This is a genomic window from Methanohalophilus portucalensis (genome assembly GCF_002761295.1).
Lineage (GTDB): Archaea > Halobacteriota > Methanosarcinia > Methanosarcinales > Methanosarcinaceae > Methanohalophilus > Methanohalophilus portucalensis.
The window spans coordinates 911909-928149 of record NZ_CP017881.1 but is presented as its reverse complement, the minus strand read 5'-3'; the positions used below and the strand labels follow the sequence as shown (position 1 = coordinate 928149).

Sequence of the window (16241 nt, the reverse complement as noted above, 5' to 3'; positions counted from 1 at the left end):
TAGCAACCCTGGAAAAGGTTGCTGAAATGTTTTCACTTCCCAATACTTTTCTCGGTTTCCATCACCTTGAGATATATTTTGAGTATCGAATCCGGATTCAAGGAAATTGAATCAATACCCTCCTGGACAAGGAATTCAGCAAATTCCGGGAAATCACTTGGAGCCTGACCGCAGATCCCGCTGTGCTTATTGTTTCGTTTTGCACCTTTTATTGCCATGGATACAATCTCTTTTACAGCCTCATCCCTCTCATCAAAGGTTGAAGCCAGGATCTCTGAATCCCGATCTACTCCCAATGTTAGTTGTGTCAGATCATTGGACCCGATCGAAAAACCATCGAAGTATTTGCTGAATTCATCGATCAGGAGTGCATTACTTGGAATTTCACACATCATATATACCTGAAGGTCATTTTCACCCTTTTTAAGGCCGTGTTTATCCATTTCTTCGATAACTTTGCGGGCTTCCTCCACACGTCTGCAGAAAGGAATCATCAGAATAAGGTTGGTAAGCCCCATTCCATCCCTAACCTTTTTCATCGCCCTGCATTCAAGGGCAAATCCTTCCCTGTACCTTTCATCATAATAACGCGAAGCTCCCCGGAAACCAAGCATGGGATTATTTTCTTTTAACTCAAAAGCTTCTCCACCAAGCAGGGTTGCATATTCATTGGATTTGAAATCGCTCATACGTACAACTACTGGCTTTGGGTAGAATGCAGCTGTGATTGTCGCGACACCTTCAGCAAGCCTTTCCACAAAGTAATCCCCTTTATCAGAATAACCCTGTGTCAATTTTTCAATCTGATTGACTGCATCGTGATCTTTGATTTTTTCCGTATGAACTAGCGCCATCGGATGAATTCCTATATAACTGTTTATGATAAACTCAAGTCGGGCCAACCCGATTCCATCATTGGGTACCCGGGACAGTGCAAAAGCCTCTTCAGGGTTTCCCAGATTCATCATTATTTCTGTTTGGGTCTTGCTGACATCTTCCAACTCTGTGGTTTCCTTATGGAATGCAAGTTGGCCTTCATAGACCCTGCCTGTGTCCCCTTCAGCACAGCTTACCGTAACTTGACTACCCGTTTCAAGGATTTCTGTGCTGTCATCCGCCCCTACAACCGCGGGAATATCAAGTTCACGACTGACAATAGCTGCATGACAGGTCCTGCCCCCTTTGTTGGTAATAATAGCTGCCGCATTTTTCATCACAGGTTCCCAATCCGGAGTGGTCGTATCTGCCACCAGAATTTCCCCGCGTTTGAAGGAAGATAAACCAGAGACATCTTTGATAACCTGCACCCTGCCCGAGGATATCCTGGACCCAACACTTCTGCCTGTGACAAGCACCTTGCCTTTTTCATCCATGTAATAGGTTTCAAGCACATCCTTCCTTTTCTGGGATTGTACTGTTTCCGGTCTTGCCTGAACGATGAATAATTTTCCTGTATCACCATCCTTTGCCCATTCTATATCCATAGGCATTGCCTTGTTCGATTTCGCAGAATAGTGTTTTTCAATCGTGACAGCATACCTGGCAAGCTGCAGTACCTCCTCATTGTTGATACAGAAGCCTTTCCTGTCACTTTCAGGGACATCCACATTACGCGTAAGTACTCTGGAATCGCCCCGGCCATAGATCATCTTAATCTCTTTGCTGCCGACTTTTTTTCGGATAATGGGTTTATAGCCTTCTTCAAGGGTCGGCTTGAATACGTAGAACTCATCCGGATTTACCAATCCCTGTACGATATTTTCACCTAACCCATATGATCCGGTGATAAAGACTACATCCTCAAAGCCAGTTTCTGTATCGATGGTGAACATCACTCCGCTTGATGCAAGGTCAGAACGCACCATTTTCATGATTCCAATCGACAGACCCACATCAAAATGGTCGAATTTGTTATTTATCCTGTAGGAAATGGCCCGGTCGGTGAACAAAGAGGCAAAACAGCGGCTGCATGCATCATTCAGGGAGTGATAGCCATGGATATTGAGATAAGTTTCCTGCTGGCCTGCAAAAGATGCATTTGGCAGGTCTTCAGCAGTGGCTGAACTGCGTACTGCAACATCGGTATCTGCACCATACTGTTCACACAGTTTATCGTATGCAGTTTTAATTTCATCCCATAGATCTTCAGGAATTGGTGCATCCAGGATTTTGTGCCGTGCCCTTTTGCCTATATCAGCAAGGTTACTGAGATTCTTCGTGTCCAATTCATCCAGAATCCTTCGTAGGTCTTCCAGCACACCTGCTGAATTCAGCACATGCCAGTAGGCCTCAGCAGTGATAGCAAAACCGTTAGGAATTCGAATATCCTTATCCGTAAGTTCCCTGTACATTTCACCCAGCGATGCATTTTTCCCTCCCACCAGGGACACATCATCAATCGTAATCTCTTCAAACCATCGTATGTATTTGTTATTGCTCATTGTAACCCCACTACTATTTTCAATTAGTTGGTTATATGATTCCGGAAAGTATTATGTGTTCCTGTGAGTACTAAAAATCCATAATTGAACAAACTGCGATACTTTTAATAGCGATTAAGAACAAATAGGTAAGGAAGTTATGAGGTTAAATTATCTGGGGGCCAAATTAATTTCATACTGGTTAACCACAGGCATAAATGGTTGCTATGACGTGTTTCTGCTTAGAAGGAATTAATCCTGTAAAGCATTTTTTATTGAGTTAGCCCGGTGGCTAGCCAACTATACATCAAGAGGAGAGAAAAGGTGTACGACAGTAATACCACATTCAGAGAAATTGAAAATGAATGGATAATCATGCCTGATGGCTGCAAACTTGCAGCCAAAATATGGTTACCAGAAGGTGCAGAAGAAAAGCCCGTACCTGCTGTTCTTGAATATATTCCCTACAGGAAACGTGATTTCAAAGCGATTCGTGATTCCAAAATACATAGATATTTTGCCCAAAATGGTTACGCTGCTATAAGAGTGGACATGCGTGGCAGCGGGGATTCAGATGGGGTACTGGAAGATGAATACCTGCCTCAGGAACTCGATGATGGTGCCGAGATCATCGAATGGATCGCCTCGCAACCCTGGTGCACTGGTAATGTAGGAATGATAGGTATTTCCTGGGGTGGTTTCAATGCTCTTCAGATAGCAGCAAAGGATACACCCCATCTAAAAGCGATAATTACAGTTTCATCATCCGATGACCGTTATGCAGATGATGTCCATTACATGGGAGGTTGCATGTTAACGGACAACCTTTCATGGGCCTCAACAATGTTTTCCTATAACTCTCTTCCACCAGACCCTGCTATTGTAGGGGATAAATGGAAAGAGATGTGGCTGGACAGACTGGAAGGAAGCGGTCTGTGGCTTAAGAAATGGCTTCAGCACCAGAGAAGAGATGAATACTGGAAACATGCTTCAGTTGCAGAAAATTATGAAGCGATTTCCTGCCCTGTTTTTGCAGTAAGTGGGTGGGCGGACGGATATTCCAACACTGTATTCAGGCTCATGGAAAACCTGCAGGTCCCACGCAAGGCCCTTGTCGGAGGATGGGGTCATAAATATCCTAATTTCGGGGGAAAGGGGGTTGGAATTGACTTTTTAAGAGAAGCTACACGCTGGTGGGATAGATGGCTTAAAAAGATCGATAATGGAGTAGATGAAGAACCCATGTTACGCCTCTGGATGCAGGATAGTGTCTCCCCCCTGATTTCAAGTTCTCCTGGCAAGTGGATAGCAGAAAACAATTGGCCTTCTTCTAAGATTGAAAATCAAGAATTTTGCTTATCGCAAGGTAGGATACATCTTGAAGAAGATGAAATCAAAAATGAAGATATGAGGATCAGAAGTCCCTTAAGTGTCGGACTTTTTGCAGGTAAATGGTACTCCTACTCAGAGTCAACCGACCTTCCCCATGACCAGAGCGAAGAAGATGGAGGAGCCCTTGTTTTTGACACACCTGAATTAGAGGAAGATATTGAAATACTTGGGTCTCCGGAAGTAGAACTCGAATTACAATCAGACCAGCCTATAGCTATGATTGCCCTGCGCCTAAACGACGTATGCCGGGAAGGAACCTCCACAAGAGTTACTTATGGACTTCTTAACCTTGCACACAGGGATGGTAATGAAAACCCTGCTGTGCTTGAAGTTGGTAATACGTACAGGATTTCTATAAAAATGAATTACGTGGCACAAAATTTTCCCGCGGGCAATAAAATACGCCTGTCGCTTTCAACTTCGTACTGGCCGTTTGCGTGGCCAAGTCCTGAACCTGCAGCTTTGAGTATAAAGAGCAAGGGTAAACTCATACTACCTGTAAGACCAAAAAACAAAGAAGATGATAAATTATCAGATATAGGAAAACCGGTCTTATCAGAACCAATTCACTCCACACTTCTGGAGCCTGCAAAGAGAGAATGGACAGTTCAACATAATCTTGCAACAAATGAAGTGAAACAACAGATTATCAATAATGATGCCTTCTTACGGCTGGATGATATCAATCTGGAAATTGGAAAAGAAACAACTGAAGTTTATTCTTATTTGAATAACAATTACAATACAGTAAGAGGAGAAGTGGAAAGTACAAGAAGTCTGGCGCGTGGAAATTGGAAGATTAAAACCCTGACAAGAACAGTACTTACATCCACACCGACTCATTTTCAAATTCGGGCAATCCTTGATGCATATGAGGGTGATACTCGAATTTTTAGCAAAAGTTGGGATGATTTGATCCCACGTGATATGATGTGAGGGATATAAATGAAGAAAAATATTTTTGTTGTAGGAATGGATTCCTTCAACCTAGAAAAACTTGAAAAAGTGCCGGCCGCCGAAGGATGTGTATTTCATTCAGCTATTGACATTGATGAGATGCGGCATGTGGATAAATTTGATGTGGAAAAACTGTTATCAGTTGCTGAAAACAGAATGAGGGCTGTTGAAGGTGGACCAGCCGGTGTAATTACATATTTTGATTTCCCTGCACAGGACATGGTTCCAATTCTGGCATCAAGAATGGGCTTACCGGGCCCCAGTTTTGAAAGTGTCCTTAAATGTGAACACAAGTACTGGAGCCGCCTAGAGCAGCAAAAAGTAATCTCAAAACACATACCCGCATTCTATGCCTTTGATCCTTTCGATGAAGATATATTTGATTCTATAAATATGCCTTTTCCTTTCTGGATAAAGCCTTTCAGGTCATTCCGTTCATTTCTTGCTTTCGAAATAGAAAACCGCGGACAATTCGAGGCAACACTGGAAGAAATACGTGAAAGTATTGATTTCATTCACAAACCGTTTATGCAACTTTTACAGGACCAGAATCTTCCTGAAGATATAACTCAAATGAAAGAGAGCTGTATCGCAGAAACACCTCTTTATGGAAGGCAATGTACTCTGGAAGGATATGTGTACAATGGAAAAGTAAAGGTGTATGGTGTTGTGGATTCTGTCAGAGACCAGCATTTTTCTTCATTCTCACGTTATGAATATCCTTCATCATTACCAAAATGGGTCCAGAAAAAAATGATGAAGGTTTGCAAACGTTTCATAAGATCCATTGGATTTGATAATTCAGCTTTCAATGTTGAATTTTTTTATGACCCCTTCCATAAACAGGTATATCTACTGGAAATAAACACAAGGATATCCCAGTCCCATGCTGACCTTTTTGAAAAGGTCCATGGTGTTTCACATCATCAAATCATGCTACAACTTGCCCTTGGCGAAAAACCAAAACCTCTGGGTAATAAGGGCAAATTCCGGTACGCAGCAAAATTCATGCTCAGGACATTTGATTCCGGTAAAGTGGTTGCAGTTCCGTCAGATGAGGAAATTGCGTCTGTTATGAATAAAATGCCGGGTACAATAGTCAAAGTACTGGTTAGAGAGGGACAACAACTAGCAAAAATGGAGTTGCAGGACAGTTATAGCTATGAACTTGCAGATATTTTCATAGGAGCAGATAAGCGGTCTGAACTTGTGGATAAATATGACAGGGTTATTGAAATGATAACTTTCAGTATAAAGAAGGATTTCTAATAATTTTAAAAAATATATACTTATTAGTAAATCAGGGAGCAGGGCAGTGTATTCTGTTTAAGCTCCCAATCCAGCCATAACAAATAACTTTTTAAGCATCAGGATAGATGTAAGTAGTTAGAGCATCATCTAGCTGAAATAGTTACTATGAATAATAAGTGGAGGATTATATGTTAGAAGTAAAGGACCTTACTGTTGAGGTTGGTGGAAAAGAGCTGCTAAAAAATGTCAACTTCAAAGTGGAAAAGGGTTATACAAATATCATTCTGGGGCCAAATGGTGCAGGAAAATCTGCTCTTTTGATGACATTGATGGGATTTAGTGGTTACAAGATAGTAAGCGGGCAGATATTATTCAATGGTGAGGACATTACCCATATGTCTATTGATGAAAGGGCAACAAGGGGGATTGGGATTATGACTCAGCGCCCCCCAAACATGACTGGAGTCAAACTGAAAAATCTCTTAAAACTGATAGCAGGGGATAAAGAGATGGAGCAGATGGCTGAATCCCTTGATATGATGAGATTCATGGAAAGAGATATCAATGTGGGATTTTCAGGCGGAGAAATAAAAAGATCCGAATTATTGCAACTTGCTGCACAAAGTCCATGTATCTATTTATTTGATGAGCCCGAATCTGGTGTAGACCTTATGAGCATTGACATTATCGGAAGCACAATAAATGATCTGGTCCATGGTGATTCAACCTGCCCGGGTGACCGTAAAGGTCATGGAAAGTCAGCTTTAATCATTACACATACAGGTAAGATTCTGGATTACATAGAAGCAGACCGTGCTTATGTCCTCTGCAACGGAACAATAATGTGTGAGGGTAATCCAAGGGAGATGCTTCAGGAAATCAAAGAAAACGGTTATGAGGAGTGTATTACATGCAAACTGAAGAAAGCCTGAGAAAAAGGGCTAAAGCAGCACTACGAAAGGAATCTGCATACGGAGAGAAATTTGATCTGGATGAGTATTCGATTGCTCCAAAGGAAACTAAATACACTGATAACCTGAAAGAACTCGATGAAAAATCCCAGAGAACTCTTCTCAATGTAGGAGTTGTTCCCAGCGGGGAAGGCAGAGGTGGCAGCCTTGTAATGGTTGATAATGCCATATCCCATTCTTCAGTTACCGATAAAGGAATTGAATTGATGCCTCTTCACTTTGCAATGCAAAAACATGATTGGCTGAAAGATTATTCCTGGAATTTGGTGCCTGTGGATGCAGATAAATACACTGCAACCAGCTATCTGGAAAACGCCAATGGTTATTTTATAAGAGCCCCCAAGGGAGTTAAAACAAAATTACCCATCCAAACCTGTCTGCTAATGGGTTCAAAAGACGTCTCTCAGACAGTCCACAACATTGTAATCGTAGAAGAAAACGCCAGATTGGATGTAATTACTGGCTGCTCTACAAGTAGTGATGTAGACAAAGCTATGCATCTGGGAATTTCGGAAATGTATGTTAAGAAGGGTGGTACTCTAAATTTCACCATGATCCATAATTGGGCTGAACAAATTGGGGTGCGCCCCAGAACAGTAATTCACCTGGAAGAAGGTGCTACCTTCATTAACAATTATGTTACTCTCAAAGCGGTAAAATCCATTCAGAGCTATCCGACAGCTCGTCTTACAGGCAAGGGAGCCTTTGCCAGGTTTAATACCATTGCTGTGGCACATCCCGGTTCTGAATTAGATCTTGGTAGTCGTGTTATATTTGATGCACCCAACACAAAAGCAGAGCTTATCTCCAGAACGATCACAACCGGCGGGACTGTTATTGCAAGAGGAGAAATGATAGGTAATGCAGTCCAGTCAAAGGGTCATTTAGAATGCCACGGACTTGTCCTGAACAATAAGGGAACACAGAGAGCAATTCCCATCCTTGAAGCAAACGTGGATGATATTGAACTGACACACGAAGCAGCAGTTGGCAGGATTGCAAGGGAACAGGTAGAATACCTCATGGCGCGTGGTCTTTCTGAAGAAGATGCTGTAGGAATGATAGTGCGTGGTTTCCTCGATGTAGGTATATCCGGAATCCCGGATGAGCTCCAGAAAGATATTGATGAAACAATCGCACAGATTGGCAAAAGTGCAATGTGATGCAATAGGCATCACATATTCTCTATTTTCAGATCAGTCACTTACCTTTTTTGCAGCTTCATCCAGTTCCTTTAGTTTTGTAGGGATAGGATTGTCCCTCAGAAGTTTTGCCATATAAGCAAGATTGTTTACCATATACCTGACAGTCCTGTTTGTGTAGAGGTGTCTGTCTCCTCCTGCATCAATATAGCTTGGACCCGGACCTGCATCACCCACCCAGTAACAATCAGCATTCGGGGGAATTGTACAGCCAAGGTGGGTCAGATTGAAAAGTGTATTTGCAGAAACATTGTGTGCACCATCCTCATTACCCGTCACAATAACTCCGGCTACCTTGCCATAAAGCGGATATTGCCCTGTTAGGGGTTCAGCATCTGCATAAGATCCATCCAATCTTTCAAGTACCATCTGTGCCACTGCAGATCTGACTCCAAACCATATGGGAGATCCTATTATGAGTATATCACAGGCTTTTATTTTTTTGAGAATCTGTGGCCACTCATCATCGCCTCCTTCATCCGAGGAAACCCCAAAAGCTATATTGTAGTCTACAATGCGTATTACTTCACTATCTACACCAAGGTCCTGAAACAGTTCAACTGCTTTATCAATAAGGGCTCTTGTATGCGATACTTCAGGTGATTTTTTCAGTGTACAGTTTAAAAAGAGTGCTTTCGATGACATAAGAAATATGTTGGTCAGTTGTGACATATAACCTTTTCCTAAAATGAAATGAGTCAAAAATGTAGCAAATTATAAATAATTTTATAAACAACCATCATGAGGGGTAGATAATGAAAACCAAAATATTGTTTGCACTTATAATTTGCTTTTCCCTGGTAATTAGTGGCTGCTCACAGACACCACAGGAAGATACTAAAGGTGAAGTAGTAATAGGATCAAAATTGTTTCAGGAATCCTACATAATGGCACATATGCTTGGTATCATACTTGATGATGCCGGATATGATGTAGAGGTAAGAGAAGGACTTGGAGGAACTTTTGTAAATTATGAAGCCCTTAAAAAAGGAGAAATAAATACTTATGTGGAGTATACTGGTACTGCTTATAGCCAAATTCTGAAAAAACCTTCACTTGATACATGGGATTCACAGACAATTTATAATGAAACTGCAACAGGTTTTGTCCAGGAGAATATTACCATTGCAACAAGTCTGGGCTTTGAGAATGCGTATGCCCTTGCAGTTAAAGAGAGTTGGGCAGAGGAGAACGGAGTCACAACCATAAGTGACCTGGGTCCGCATGCATCAGAAATGGTAATCGGTACTGATCCTGAATTTGCAAAAAGGGAAGACGGTCTTCCCCACATCAAGGATGTCTATGACATCGAATTCAAGGAATATAAACAGACAGTTTCCAACATTATGTATGAATCAATAAAGAACGGTGATGTAGATGCTGTTTCTGCTTATACGACCGATACCAGGAACGAAATATTTGACCTGAGAGTCCTTGAGGACGATCAAAATGCATTGCCTCCATATGATGCTATTGTCATTGTAACAGATGAATTCGCAGCAAACAATCCTGATGCCATTGAAGCAATACAACAGCTTAACGACAGGATTGATACTGATACAATGCGACAGCTTAACTACAAATTTGATGTAGAAAAGATGGATGCAGAAGTAATTGCACAGGATTTCCTTGTGCAGGAAGGACTTATTACAGAATAAGTCCCTTTTCTTTTTTATTTCATAACTGTGGTGTACAATGGTGCATAAAAAATTATTCGATAGGATAGATTCTATTGAAATTAAAAAAGTGAGTAAAAAATATGGAAATCATTTTGCAGTGCAAAACCTTGATATAACAATTAAAGGCGGGGAATTGATTGCACTTGTGGGGCCAAGCGGATCTGGTAAAACAACTACCCTGAGAATGATCAACCGAATGATAGAACCGGATGAAGGTAATATTTTCATAAACGGGAAGAATACTTCAGAAATGGAACTTGTGGCTCTGCGTCGAAATATAGGTTATGTGATCCAGAACATCGGTTTGTTCCCTCATCTAACTATAGGCCAAAATATAGGACTTATACCCAAACTTGAGGGCATGGATAAAAAAGAAATCGACAATAAGGTCAGAAACTTACTGGAATTTGTTTCACTGGAACCTTCAAAATTCATTGATCGTTATCCACGTCAGCTAAGTGGGGGACAGCAACAACGCGTAGGACTTGCAAGGGCCCTGGTAATGGATCCGTATCTCCTTTTAATGGATGAGCCTTTTGGTGCACTTGATCCAATATTAAGAAAACAACTTCAGGAAGAATTCAGTAAAATCAAAGAACAATTGGGTAAAACTATTGTTTTTGTGACCCATGATATTGAAGAAGCTTTCAGACTTGGTGACAGGGTCGCAATAATGGAAGATGCCAAACTTATACAGATTGGAACTGCTGAAGAACTTCTTTTCAGTCCCCTAAATGATACTGTAGCTGATATTGTAGGTTCTGAAAGAAAATTCCGGTATCTGGATACACTCACTGTTAGTTCTTTTATGCAACCTCTTGATAAAAAATACAGGCTTTCTCCAAATATGAAGGTAGAAACAGCTATTGAAGAAATGGCAAAACGAGATATAGATATTGCTATTGTCAAAGACCATAATGACAAATCAGCAGGAAAAATTGAACTTGCAGACCTTCTGCAACTCGGAGATAAAAACGTATCTCTGGAAAATGTAAAAGAACCCATCCTAGAATTCTCACCTGCCGATCCAATAGAATATGCAATAAAACAGATGCAAAAAACAGATGAAGTAATGGCAATTATAATGGATAATGCTACAGCAGTGGGCATCCTGTTTTCAAGTGAAACGATCAAGAAAATAATGTGATAAGTGATATTGTGGTTTTTGGTATCCAACAAGAAGGCTTTGCATATATATCTCAAATACTAAGTGTCTGGGAATCCAATGATCTTACTTTAAGGACTATAGAACATCTCTACATGTTTGGTATTGCTATTATAGCAGCATCCATTTTTGGTATTCTGATTGGGATTTTTCTTTTCATGAATCACCGTATAGCAAATCCGGGCCTGAATACCTTAAATGTGGTTGAGACAATCCCCGACATACCACTTCTTGTATTCTTGCTTCCCATAGTCGGCCTGGGAACCGCACCGACCATAATAGCCTCTGTTCTATATTCCATCCTACCCATTGCAAGAAACACATATACAGGCCTGACAGGAGTGGACAAAGGATATATTGATGTTGCACAGGCGATGGGTTTGTCAAAAAGGGAAATCTTATTAAAAATTCGCCTCCCGATGGCCCTTCCTCTCATTGCTGGCGGTTTGCGTATTGCTCTTGTATTTTCAATGGGAATCGTAACCCTTGGCGGACTCATTGCAGCAGGAGGGCTTGGTGCATCCCTGATAGTAGGCATCCAGCTTTATGAGGTTGACACTATCCTTGTAGCCGGCTTTTGGACCGGTTTTTTAGCAGTGTTTTTTGACGGGATCGCTGAATCAGTTGAAAAATGGCTGCAAAGGAGGTACGCTTCATGGTAAGCATTGAGGTTATCATGGGAAATACCTATGATCATCTGATTTTGATATCCATCACTCTTGTTGCAAGTATAGCTATTTCGATACCGCTGGCTTTTGCATCCCTCTATAGTCGTTTTATAGCCAATTTCGTTATAAGGTTTGCAAATCTTGCACAGGCAGTACCCAGCCTTGCTGTAATTGCAATAGTTGTTCCCCTTCTGGGAATCGGATTCACCCCGGCTCTTGTGGCAATCCTCCTACGTGCATTATTGCCGATAATAAAAAATACCTACATTGGACTTTCCAATATAGATCCGGCACTTGTGGATTATGCAAGGGGGGTTGGCATGAGCGAATGGCAAATACACCGCTATATACGCCTTCCAAATGCCTATCCTGCCATTTTTGCCGGTATCAAGTTTGCTGCTATACTGGTCAACAGTGTTGCAATATTGACAGCTTATATAGGAAGTGGCGGGCTTGGAGAGCTGATATTTGAAGGGCTAATCAGTTTCAATAATGAGAAGATATTTGCAGGAGCAATCCCGGCAATTTTGATTGCCCTCATAATAGATGTGGGATTCACAGCCCTTGAAAAGCGCCTGATGCCTTTTAAGTATAAAAATACAGATTAAATTTCAAGCATCCGATCAAGGGATTTTTTTGCTTTTTCCCTTATACTTTCTTCTACAGTCACTTCATATTGCATCTTTTCCATTGAATCCAGCAAAATGGAAGGTGTAATCATTTTCATGTTGGCACATGATGCAAAAGGAGAAGCAAAATAGAACGTTTTATCAGGATGCTGCTCCTTGAGCCTGCAAAGAATACCATTTTCCGTTCCGATTATAAATTCATTTACATCTGGTTTGCCCGCTCTTTCAATAATTCCCGACGTACTGAGTACTGCATCTGCCATTTCAATAACTTCAGGCCTGCATTCCGGATGAGCCAGGAATTCAGCATCAGGATGCTCCTGTTTTGCCATTCTGATTTCTTCTGGCATTATCTGATGATGAACCGGACAATAACCTTCCCAGGGTATTATTTGTTTTTCTGTGTGAAGAGACACATAATGTGCCAGGTTCTTATCCGGCACAAATATCACTTTATCTTCTTCAAGGGAATTTACCACATTGACAGCATTTGAAGAAGTACAACATATATCGCTTTCTGCCTTTACAGCCGCTGAGGAATTAACATAACATACAACTGCAGCATCGGGGTTTTTTGTTTTTGCTCTTCTGAGGGTTGGCACATCAACCATTGCTGCCATGGGACAATGAGCATCCTTTGCAGGCAGTAGTACCTGCTTATTCGGAGAAAGAATGGCTGCACTTTCCGCCATGAAATCCACTCCGCAAAAGACAATGACATCACAGTCATGTTCCACTGCCTGACGGCTCAGTCCAAGTGAATCACCCGTATAATCTGCCAGTTGCTGTATTTCACATCGCTGGTAATTATGGGCCAGAATAACAGCATTCATTTTTGTCTTCAGTTCTTTAATTTTAGCAATTATTTGATCCATATAAATCATCTTAATCTCTACTTCACGGCGTTAACTATATTTGAGAGGCAAATATATTAAATTGTTGGACGATAACCTAAACAGGTGATATTTTATGGAAAAGATAGATATTAAAGTCAAAGGAATGGCATGTGGGCATTGCAAGATGGCAGTTGAGAAGGCTTTACAAAATATTACCTCTGTATCCAGAGCTGAAGTAGACCTTGAAAAAGGCGAAGTCCATGTGGAATATGAACCTGACATAAATATAGAAGAACTTAAAAAAGCTGTCAGAGATGCAGGTTACGAGGCATAATACAACCATGGCTGAGATTCTTTTACATGTAAGCGGTATGAGTTGCGGACACTGCACAAAAAGTGTCCACGATGCTCTTGAAAACCTTGAAGGAGTGAAATCTGCAGAGGTGGACCTTGAAAGTGGTATTGCTACGGTGAAATATGATCCTTCATCTACCAGTGTTGAAACCATGAAGGAGACTATTAGCCAGGCCGGATATTCTGTAGAAGGCCAGGAAGAGAATGCATGTGAAGGAACCTGTCCTGTAAACATTGAAGAAATATCAACCCGGGATACTGAAAGGACCCTGACATTGAATATTTCAGGTATGTCCTGCACTGCCTGTGCCAAACGTATCGAAACAGGCCTTGCAAAAGTAGATGGAGTTGGAGAAGTCTCTGTTAATTTTGCATCGGAAAAAGCCTCTATAACATATGATGTTAATAAGCTGGAATTAAATGACATTCGTGAGCAGATCGAGTCCCTGGGGTACGGAATTCGCAGTGATCGTCTGACTCTGGATATTACCGGGATGAGCTGCACCTCCTGTGTATCCAATGTCGAAAAGGCGCTTAAAAACCAACCCGGCGTATTTGAAGCAAATGTAAACTTATCCCTGGAAAAAACGGATATAATTTTCGATCGTTCCATAATCAATCAGGAAGATCTTATCAAAGTCATAGAAAACGCAGGTTACGGCGCTTCAATACCGGAAAATACACAAAATAATTTAAAAGACAAACAAGAACAGGAAAGGATTGAACAACAAAAAAACGTTTTGATAGCCTTTGCTCTGACATTACCCCTGACCCTCGGTGCCATGCAGGGAATGCTGAGGATTGACCCTTATGTGCCTGACATACTCGCCAACAATATTGTTCAATTCACCCTGGCAACCCTCACTTTGATTTTTCCCGGCAGACAGTTTTTCACCGGAGCCTTCAGGGGATTGCAGCACGGCTCTGCCGACATGAACTTACTGGTGGCCTCGGGTACCGGAGCCGCTTTTATTGCAAGCACTGCAGCTGCCTTCCTGAATCTGGGTGCGGGATATGAACATACCTACTTCGATTCGGCTGCCATGCTTATTACATTCATCCTTTTCGGACGTTACTTAGAAGCTAAAAGCCGGGGTAAGACCTCAGAAGCAATACGTAAACTTATGGGGCTGCGAGCAAAGACTGCCCGGATAATCGTGGATGGGGAAGAAAAAGATATTCCTGTCGAAGAAGTAAAACCTGGGGACGTCATCGTAATAAAACCCGGGGAAAAGATACCGGTTGACGGTGAAGTAATAGAAGGAGATTCTGCTGTTGATGAATCCATGATCACGGGAGAAAGCATCTCTGTTGAAAAAAGCACAGGAGACACAGTAATCGGTGCAACGATAAATAAGACCGGCTCATTCAGGTTCAAAGCTACAAAGGTAGGTGCTGATACCGCCCTTTCACAGATCATAAAAATGGTGGAGAGGGCCCAGACATCAAAGGCACCCATTCAGCGCCTTGCTGATATTGTAGCAGGATACTTTATTGTAATTGTGATGTCCATTGCCCTGATGGCATTTGTATTCTGGTTCTTCATAGGCTACGGAACATTTAATGTTGCTGAACTTACCGGTGTTGCCAGTCCTTTCCTCTTTGCACTTCTGGCTGCCATCACAGTGCTTGTAATTTCGTGTCCCTGTGCATTGGGGCTTGCCACACCGGTTGCCATAATTGTAGGTACCGGAATGGGTGCTGAAAATGGAATCCTCATCCGCGATGGGGAAAGTCTGGAGACTGCTCCAAAAATAGACACAATCGTGTTTGATAAAACCGGTACCCTGACAATCGGTAAACCTTCCCTTACAGATGTTGCAACAACAGGTAATTATGAAGAAAACTACCTGCTTGAGGCAGCAGCTTCGGTTGAAAAACTTTCCGAGCATCCATTGGCTGAAGCGATGGTAGAGGGAGCAAAATCCAGAAAAATCCAGTTAAAAAATATATCCGGTTTTGAATCATTCTCTGGAAAAGGAGTTGCAGGAGAATGGGAAGACCATACTGTAATTATCGGCACCAAACGTCTCATGGAAGAAAAAGGAATCGATGTGGAAGATGTATCCCGCTATTCGAATCAGTTTGAAGATGAAGGAAAAACAGCAATAATGGTTGCCCTCGATGGTACAATTGCCGGTGTCCTGGCTGTTGCCGATGTATTGAAAGAGGAGGCACCATCAGTAATATCCCGACTGCAGAAAGATGGGCTTGAAGTTGCCATGATAACAGGTGATAACAGCAAAACTGCACACGCAATTGCAAGACAGGCAGGAATTGATACGGTCCTTGCAGAAGTGCTACCTGCAGATAAGGCTGCAGAAGTTGAAAAACTTCAAAGCCAGGGTAAAAGAGTAGGAATGGTTGGAGATGGCATCAATGATGCACCGGCCCTTACTCAGGCTGATGTTGGAATTGCTATGGGTGCAGGAGTTGATGTCGCCATTGAGTCTGCGGATATCGTCCTTATTAAAAATGATGTGAAGGATATTTTAAAGGCTCTGAATTTGAGTAAACTGACAATGAAAAAGATCAAACAAAACCTTTTCTGGGCATTTGGTTACAATACACTTGGTATACCAATCGCTGCAGGTGTGTTATTCCCTGTATTTGGACAAACTCTAATAACACCGGCAATGGCGGCAGCATTCATGGCCCTGAGTTCGGTCTCTGTGATGACAAATTCCCTGTTAATGAAAAGGAAGAGGATTGAGTGA

At 41.8% G+C, this 16241-nt stretch carries 13 protein-coding genes; 10 read left to right on the top strand and 3 right to left on the bottom strand.

Annotated features, from left to right (window positions below; translation table 11 throughout):
* Window positions 1-32 precede the first annotated feature (32 nt).
* Entirely contained in the window at window positions 33-2441 is a 2409-nt protein-coding gene (gene ppsA, locus BKM01_RS04870; RefSeq protein ID WP_072361024.1) for a phosphoenolpyruvate synthase, read from the bottom strand.
* Window positions 2442-2744: 303 nt separating this feature from the next.
* On the opposite strand from ppsA, the gene BKM01_RS04865 reads away from it, so the two are divergent.
* From BKM01_RS04865 to BKM01_RS04850, 4 genes are all read left to right on the top strand, one after another.
* The gene (locus tag BKM01_RS04865) at window positions 2745-4748 is read left to right on the top strand and encodes a CocE/NonD family hydrolase (RefSeq protein WP_198926193.1); all 2004 of its coding nucleotides are present in this window, start codon (window positions 2745-2747) and stop codon (window positions 4746-4748) included.
* A 9-nt stretch (window positions 4749-4757) separates the two neighbouring features.
* Window positions 4758-6038 carry an ATP-grasp domain-containing protein gene (locus BKM01_RS04860; protein WP_072361027.1) on the top strand — a complete coding sequence of 427 codons (1281 nt, stop codon included), beginning with the start codon at window positions 4758-4760 and terminating at the stop codon, window positions 6036-6038.
* A gap of 170 nt (window positions 6039-6208) precedes the next feature.
* Complete coding sequence (locus tag BKM01_RS04855; protein WP_072361030.1) at window positions 6209-6952, top strand: ABC transporter ATP-binding protein; 744 nt, start codon at window positions 6209-6211, stop codon at window positions 6950-6952.
* Entirely contained in the window at window positions 6931-8154 is a 1224-nt protein-coding gene (locus tag BKM01_RS04850) for a SufB/SufD family protein (RefSeq protein WP_072361033.1), read from the top strand. The genes BKM01_RS04855 and BKM01_RS04850 overlap by 22 nt, the downstream gene beginning before the upstream one ends.
* 33 nt (window positions 8155-8187) lie before the next feature.
* On the opposite strand, the gene BKM01_RS04845 is transcribed toward BKM01_RS04850, so the two are convergent.
* Complete coding sequence (locus BKM01_RS04845; protein WP_072361307.1) at window positions 8188-8838, bottom strand: flavodoxin family protein; 651 nt, start codon at window positions 8836-8838, stop codon at window positions 8188-8190.
* Between the two features lie 110 nt (window positions 8839-8948).
* Between BKM01_RS04845 and BKM01_RS04840 the strand changes: the two genes are divergently transcribed.
* The 4 genes from BKM01_RS04840 to BKM01_RS04825 are packed head-to-tail and all read left to right on the top strand — an operon-like array spanning window position 8949 to window position 12313.
* On the top strand, window positions 8949-9851 hold the full coding sequence (locus BKM01_RS04840) for a glycine betaine ABC transporter substrate-binding protein (RefSeq protein WP_072361035.1): 903 nt from the start codon (window positions 8949-8951) through the stop codon (window positions 9849-9851).
* Window positions 9852-9888: 37 nt separating this feature from the next.
* Entirely contained in the window at window positions 9889-11019 is a 1131-nt protein-coding gene (locus BKM01_RS04835; RefSeq protein ID WP_072361038.1) for an ABC transporter ATP-binding protein, read from the top strand.
* Window positions 11016-11699: an ABC transporter permease gene (locus BKM01_RS04830; protein WP_233125710.1), complete on the top strand. Its 684-nt coding sequence runs from the start codon at window positions 11016-11018 to the stop codon at window positions 11697-11699. Before BKM01_RS04835 ends, BKM01_RS04830 begins: the two co-directional genes overlap by 4 nt.
* Window positions 11693-12313: an ABC transporter permease gene (locus tag BKM01_RS04825; RefSeq protein ID WP_072361041.1), complete on the top strand. Its 621-nt coding sequence runs from the start codon at window positions 11693-11695 to the stop codon at window positions 12311-12313. The genes BKM01_RS04830 and BKM01_RS04825 overlap by 7 nt, the downstream gene beginning before the upstream one ends.
* Here BKM01_RS04825 and nadA read toward each other — a convergent pair.
* Window positions 12310-13218, bottom strand: coding sequence for a quinolinate synthase NadA (gene nadA / locus BKM01_RS04820; RefSeq protein ID WP_072361044.1), 909 nt, complete (start codon window positions 13216-13218; stop codon window positions 12310-12312). The two genes, BKM01_RS04825 and nadA, sit on opposite strands and share 4 nt — an antisense overlap.
* Before the next feature lie 85 nt (window positions 13219-13303).
* On the opposite strand from nadA, the gene BKM01_RS04815 reads away from it, so the two are divergent.
* Window positions 13304-13504 (top strand): heavy-metal-associated domain-containing protein, encoded by a 201-nt coding sequence (locus tag BKM01_RS04815; protein ID WP_072361047.1) that lies wholly within the window; start codon window positions 13304-13306, stop codon window positions 13502-13504.
* Window positions 13485-16241 (top strand): heavy metal translocating P-type ATPase, encoded by a 2757-nt coding sequence (locus tag BKM01_RS04810; protein ID WP_233125712.1) that lies wholly within the window; start codon window positions 13485-13487, stop codon window positions 16239-16241. Before BKM01_RS04815 ends, BKM01_RS04810 begins: the two co-directional genes overlap by 20 nt.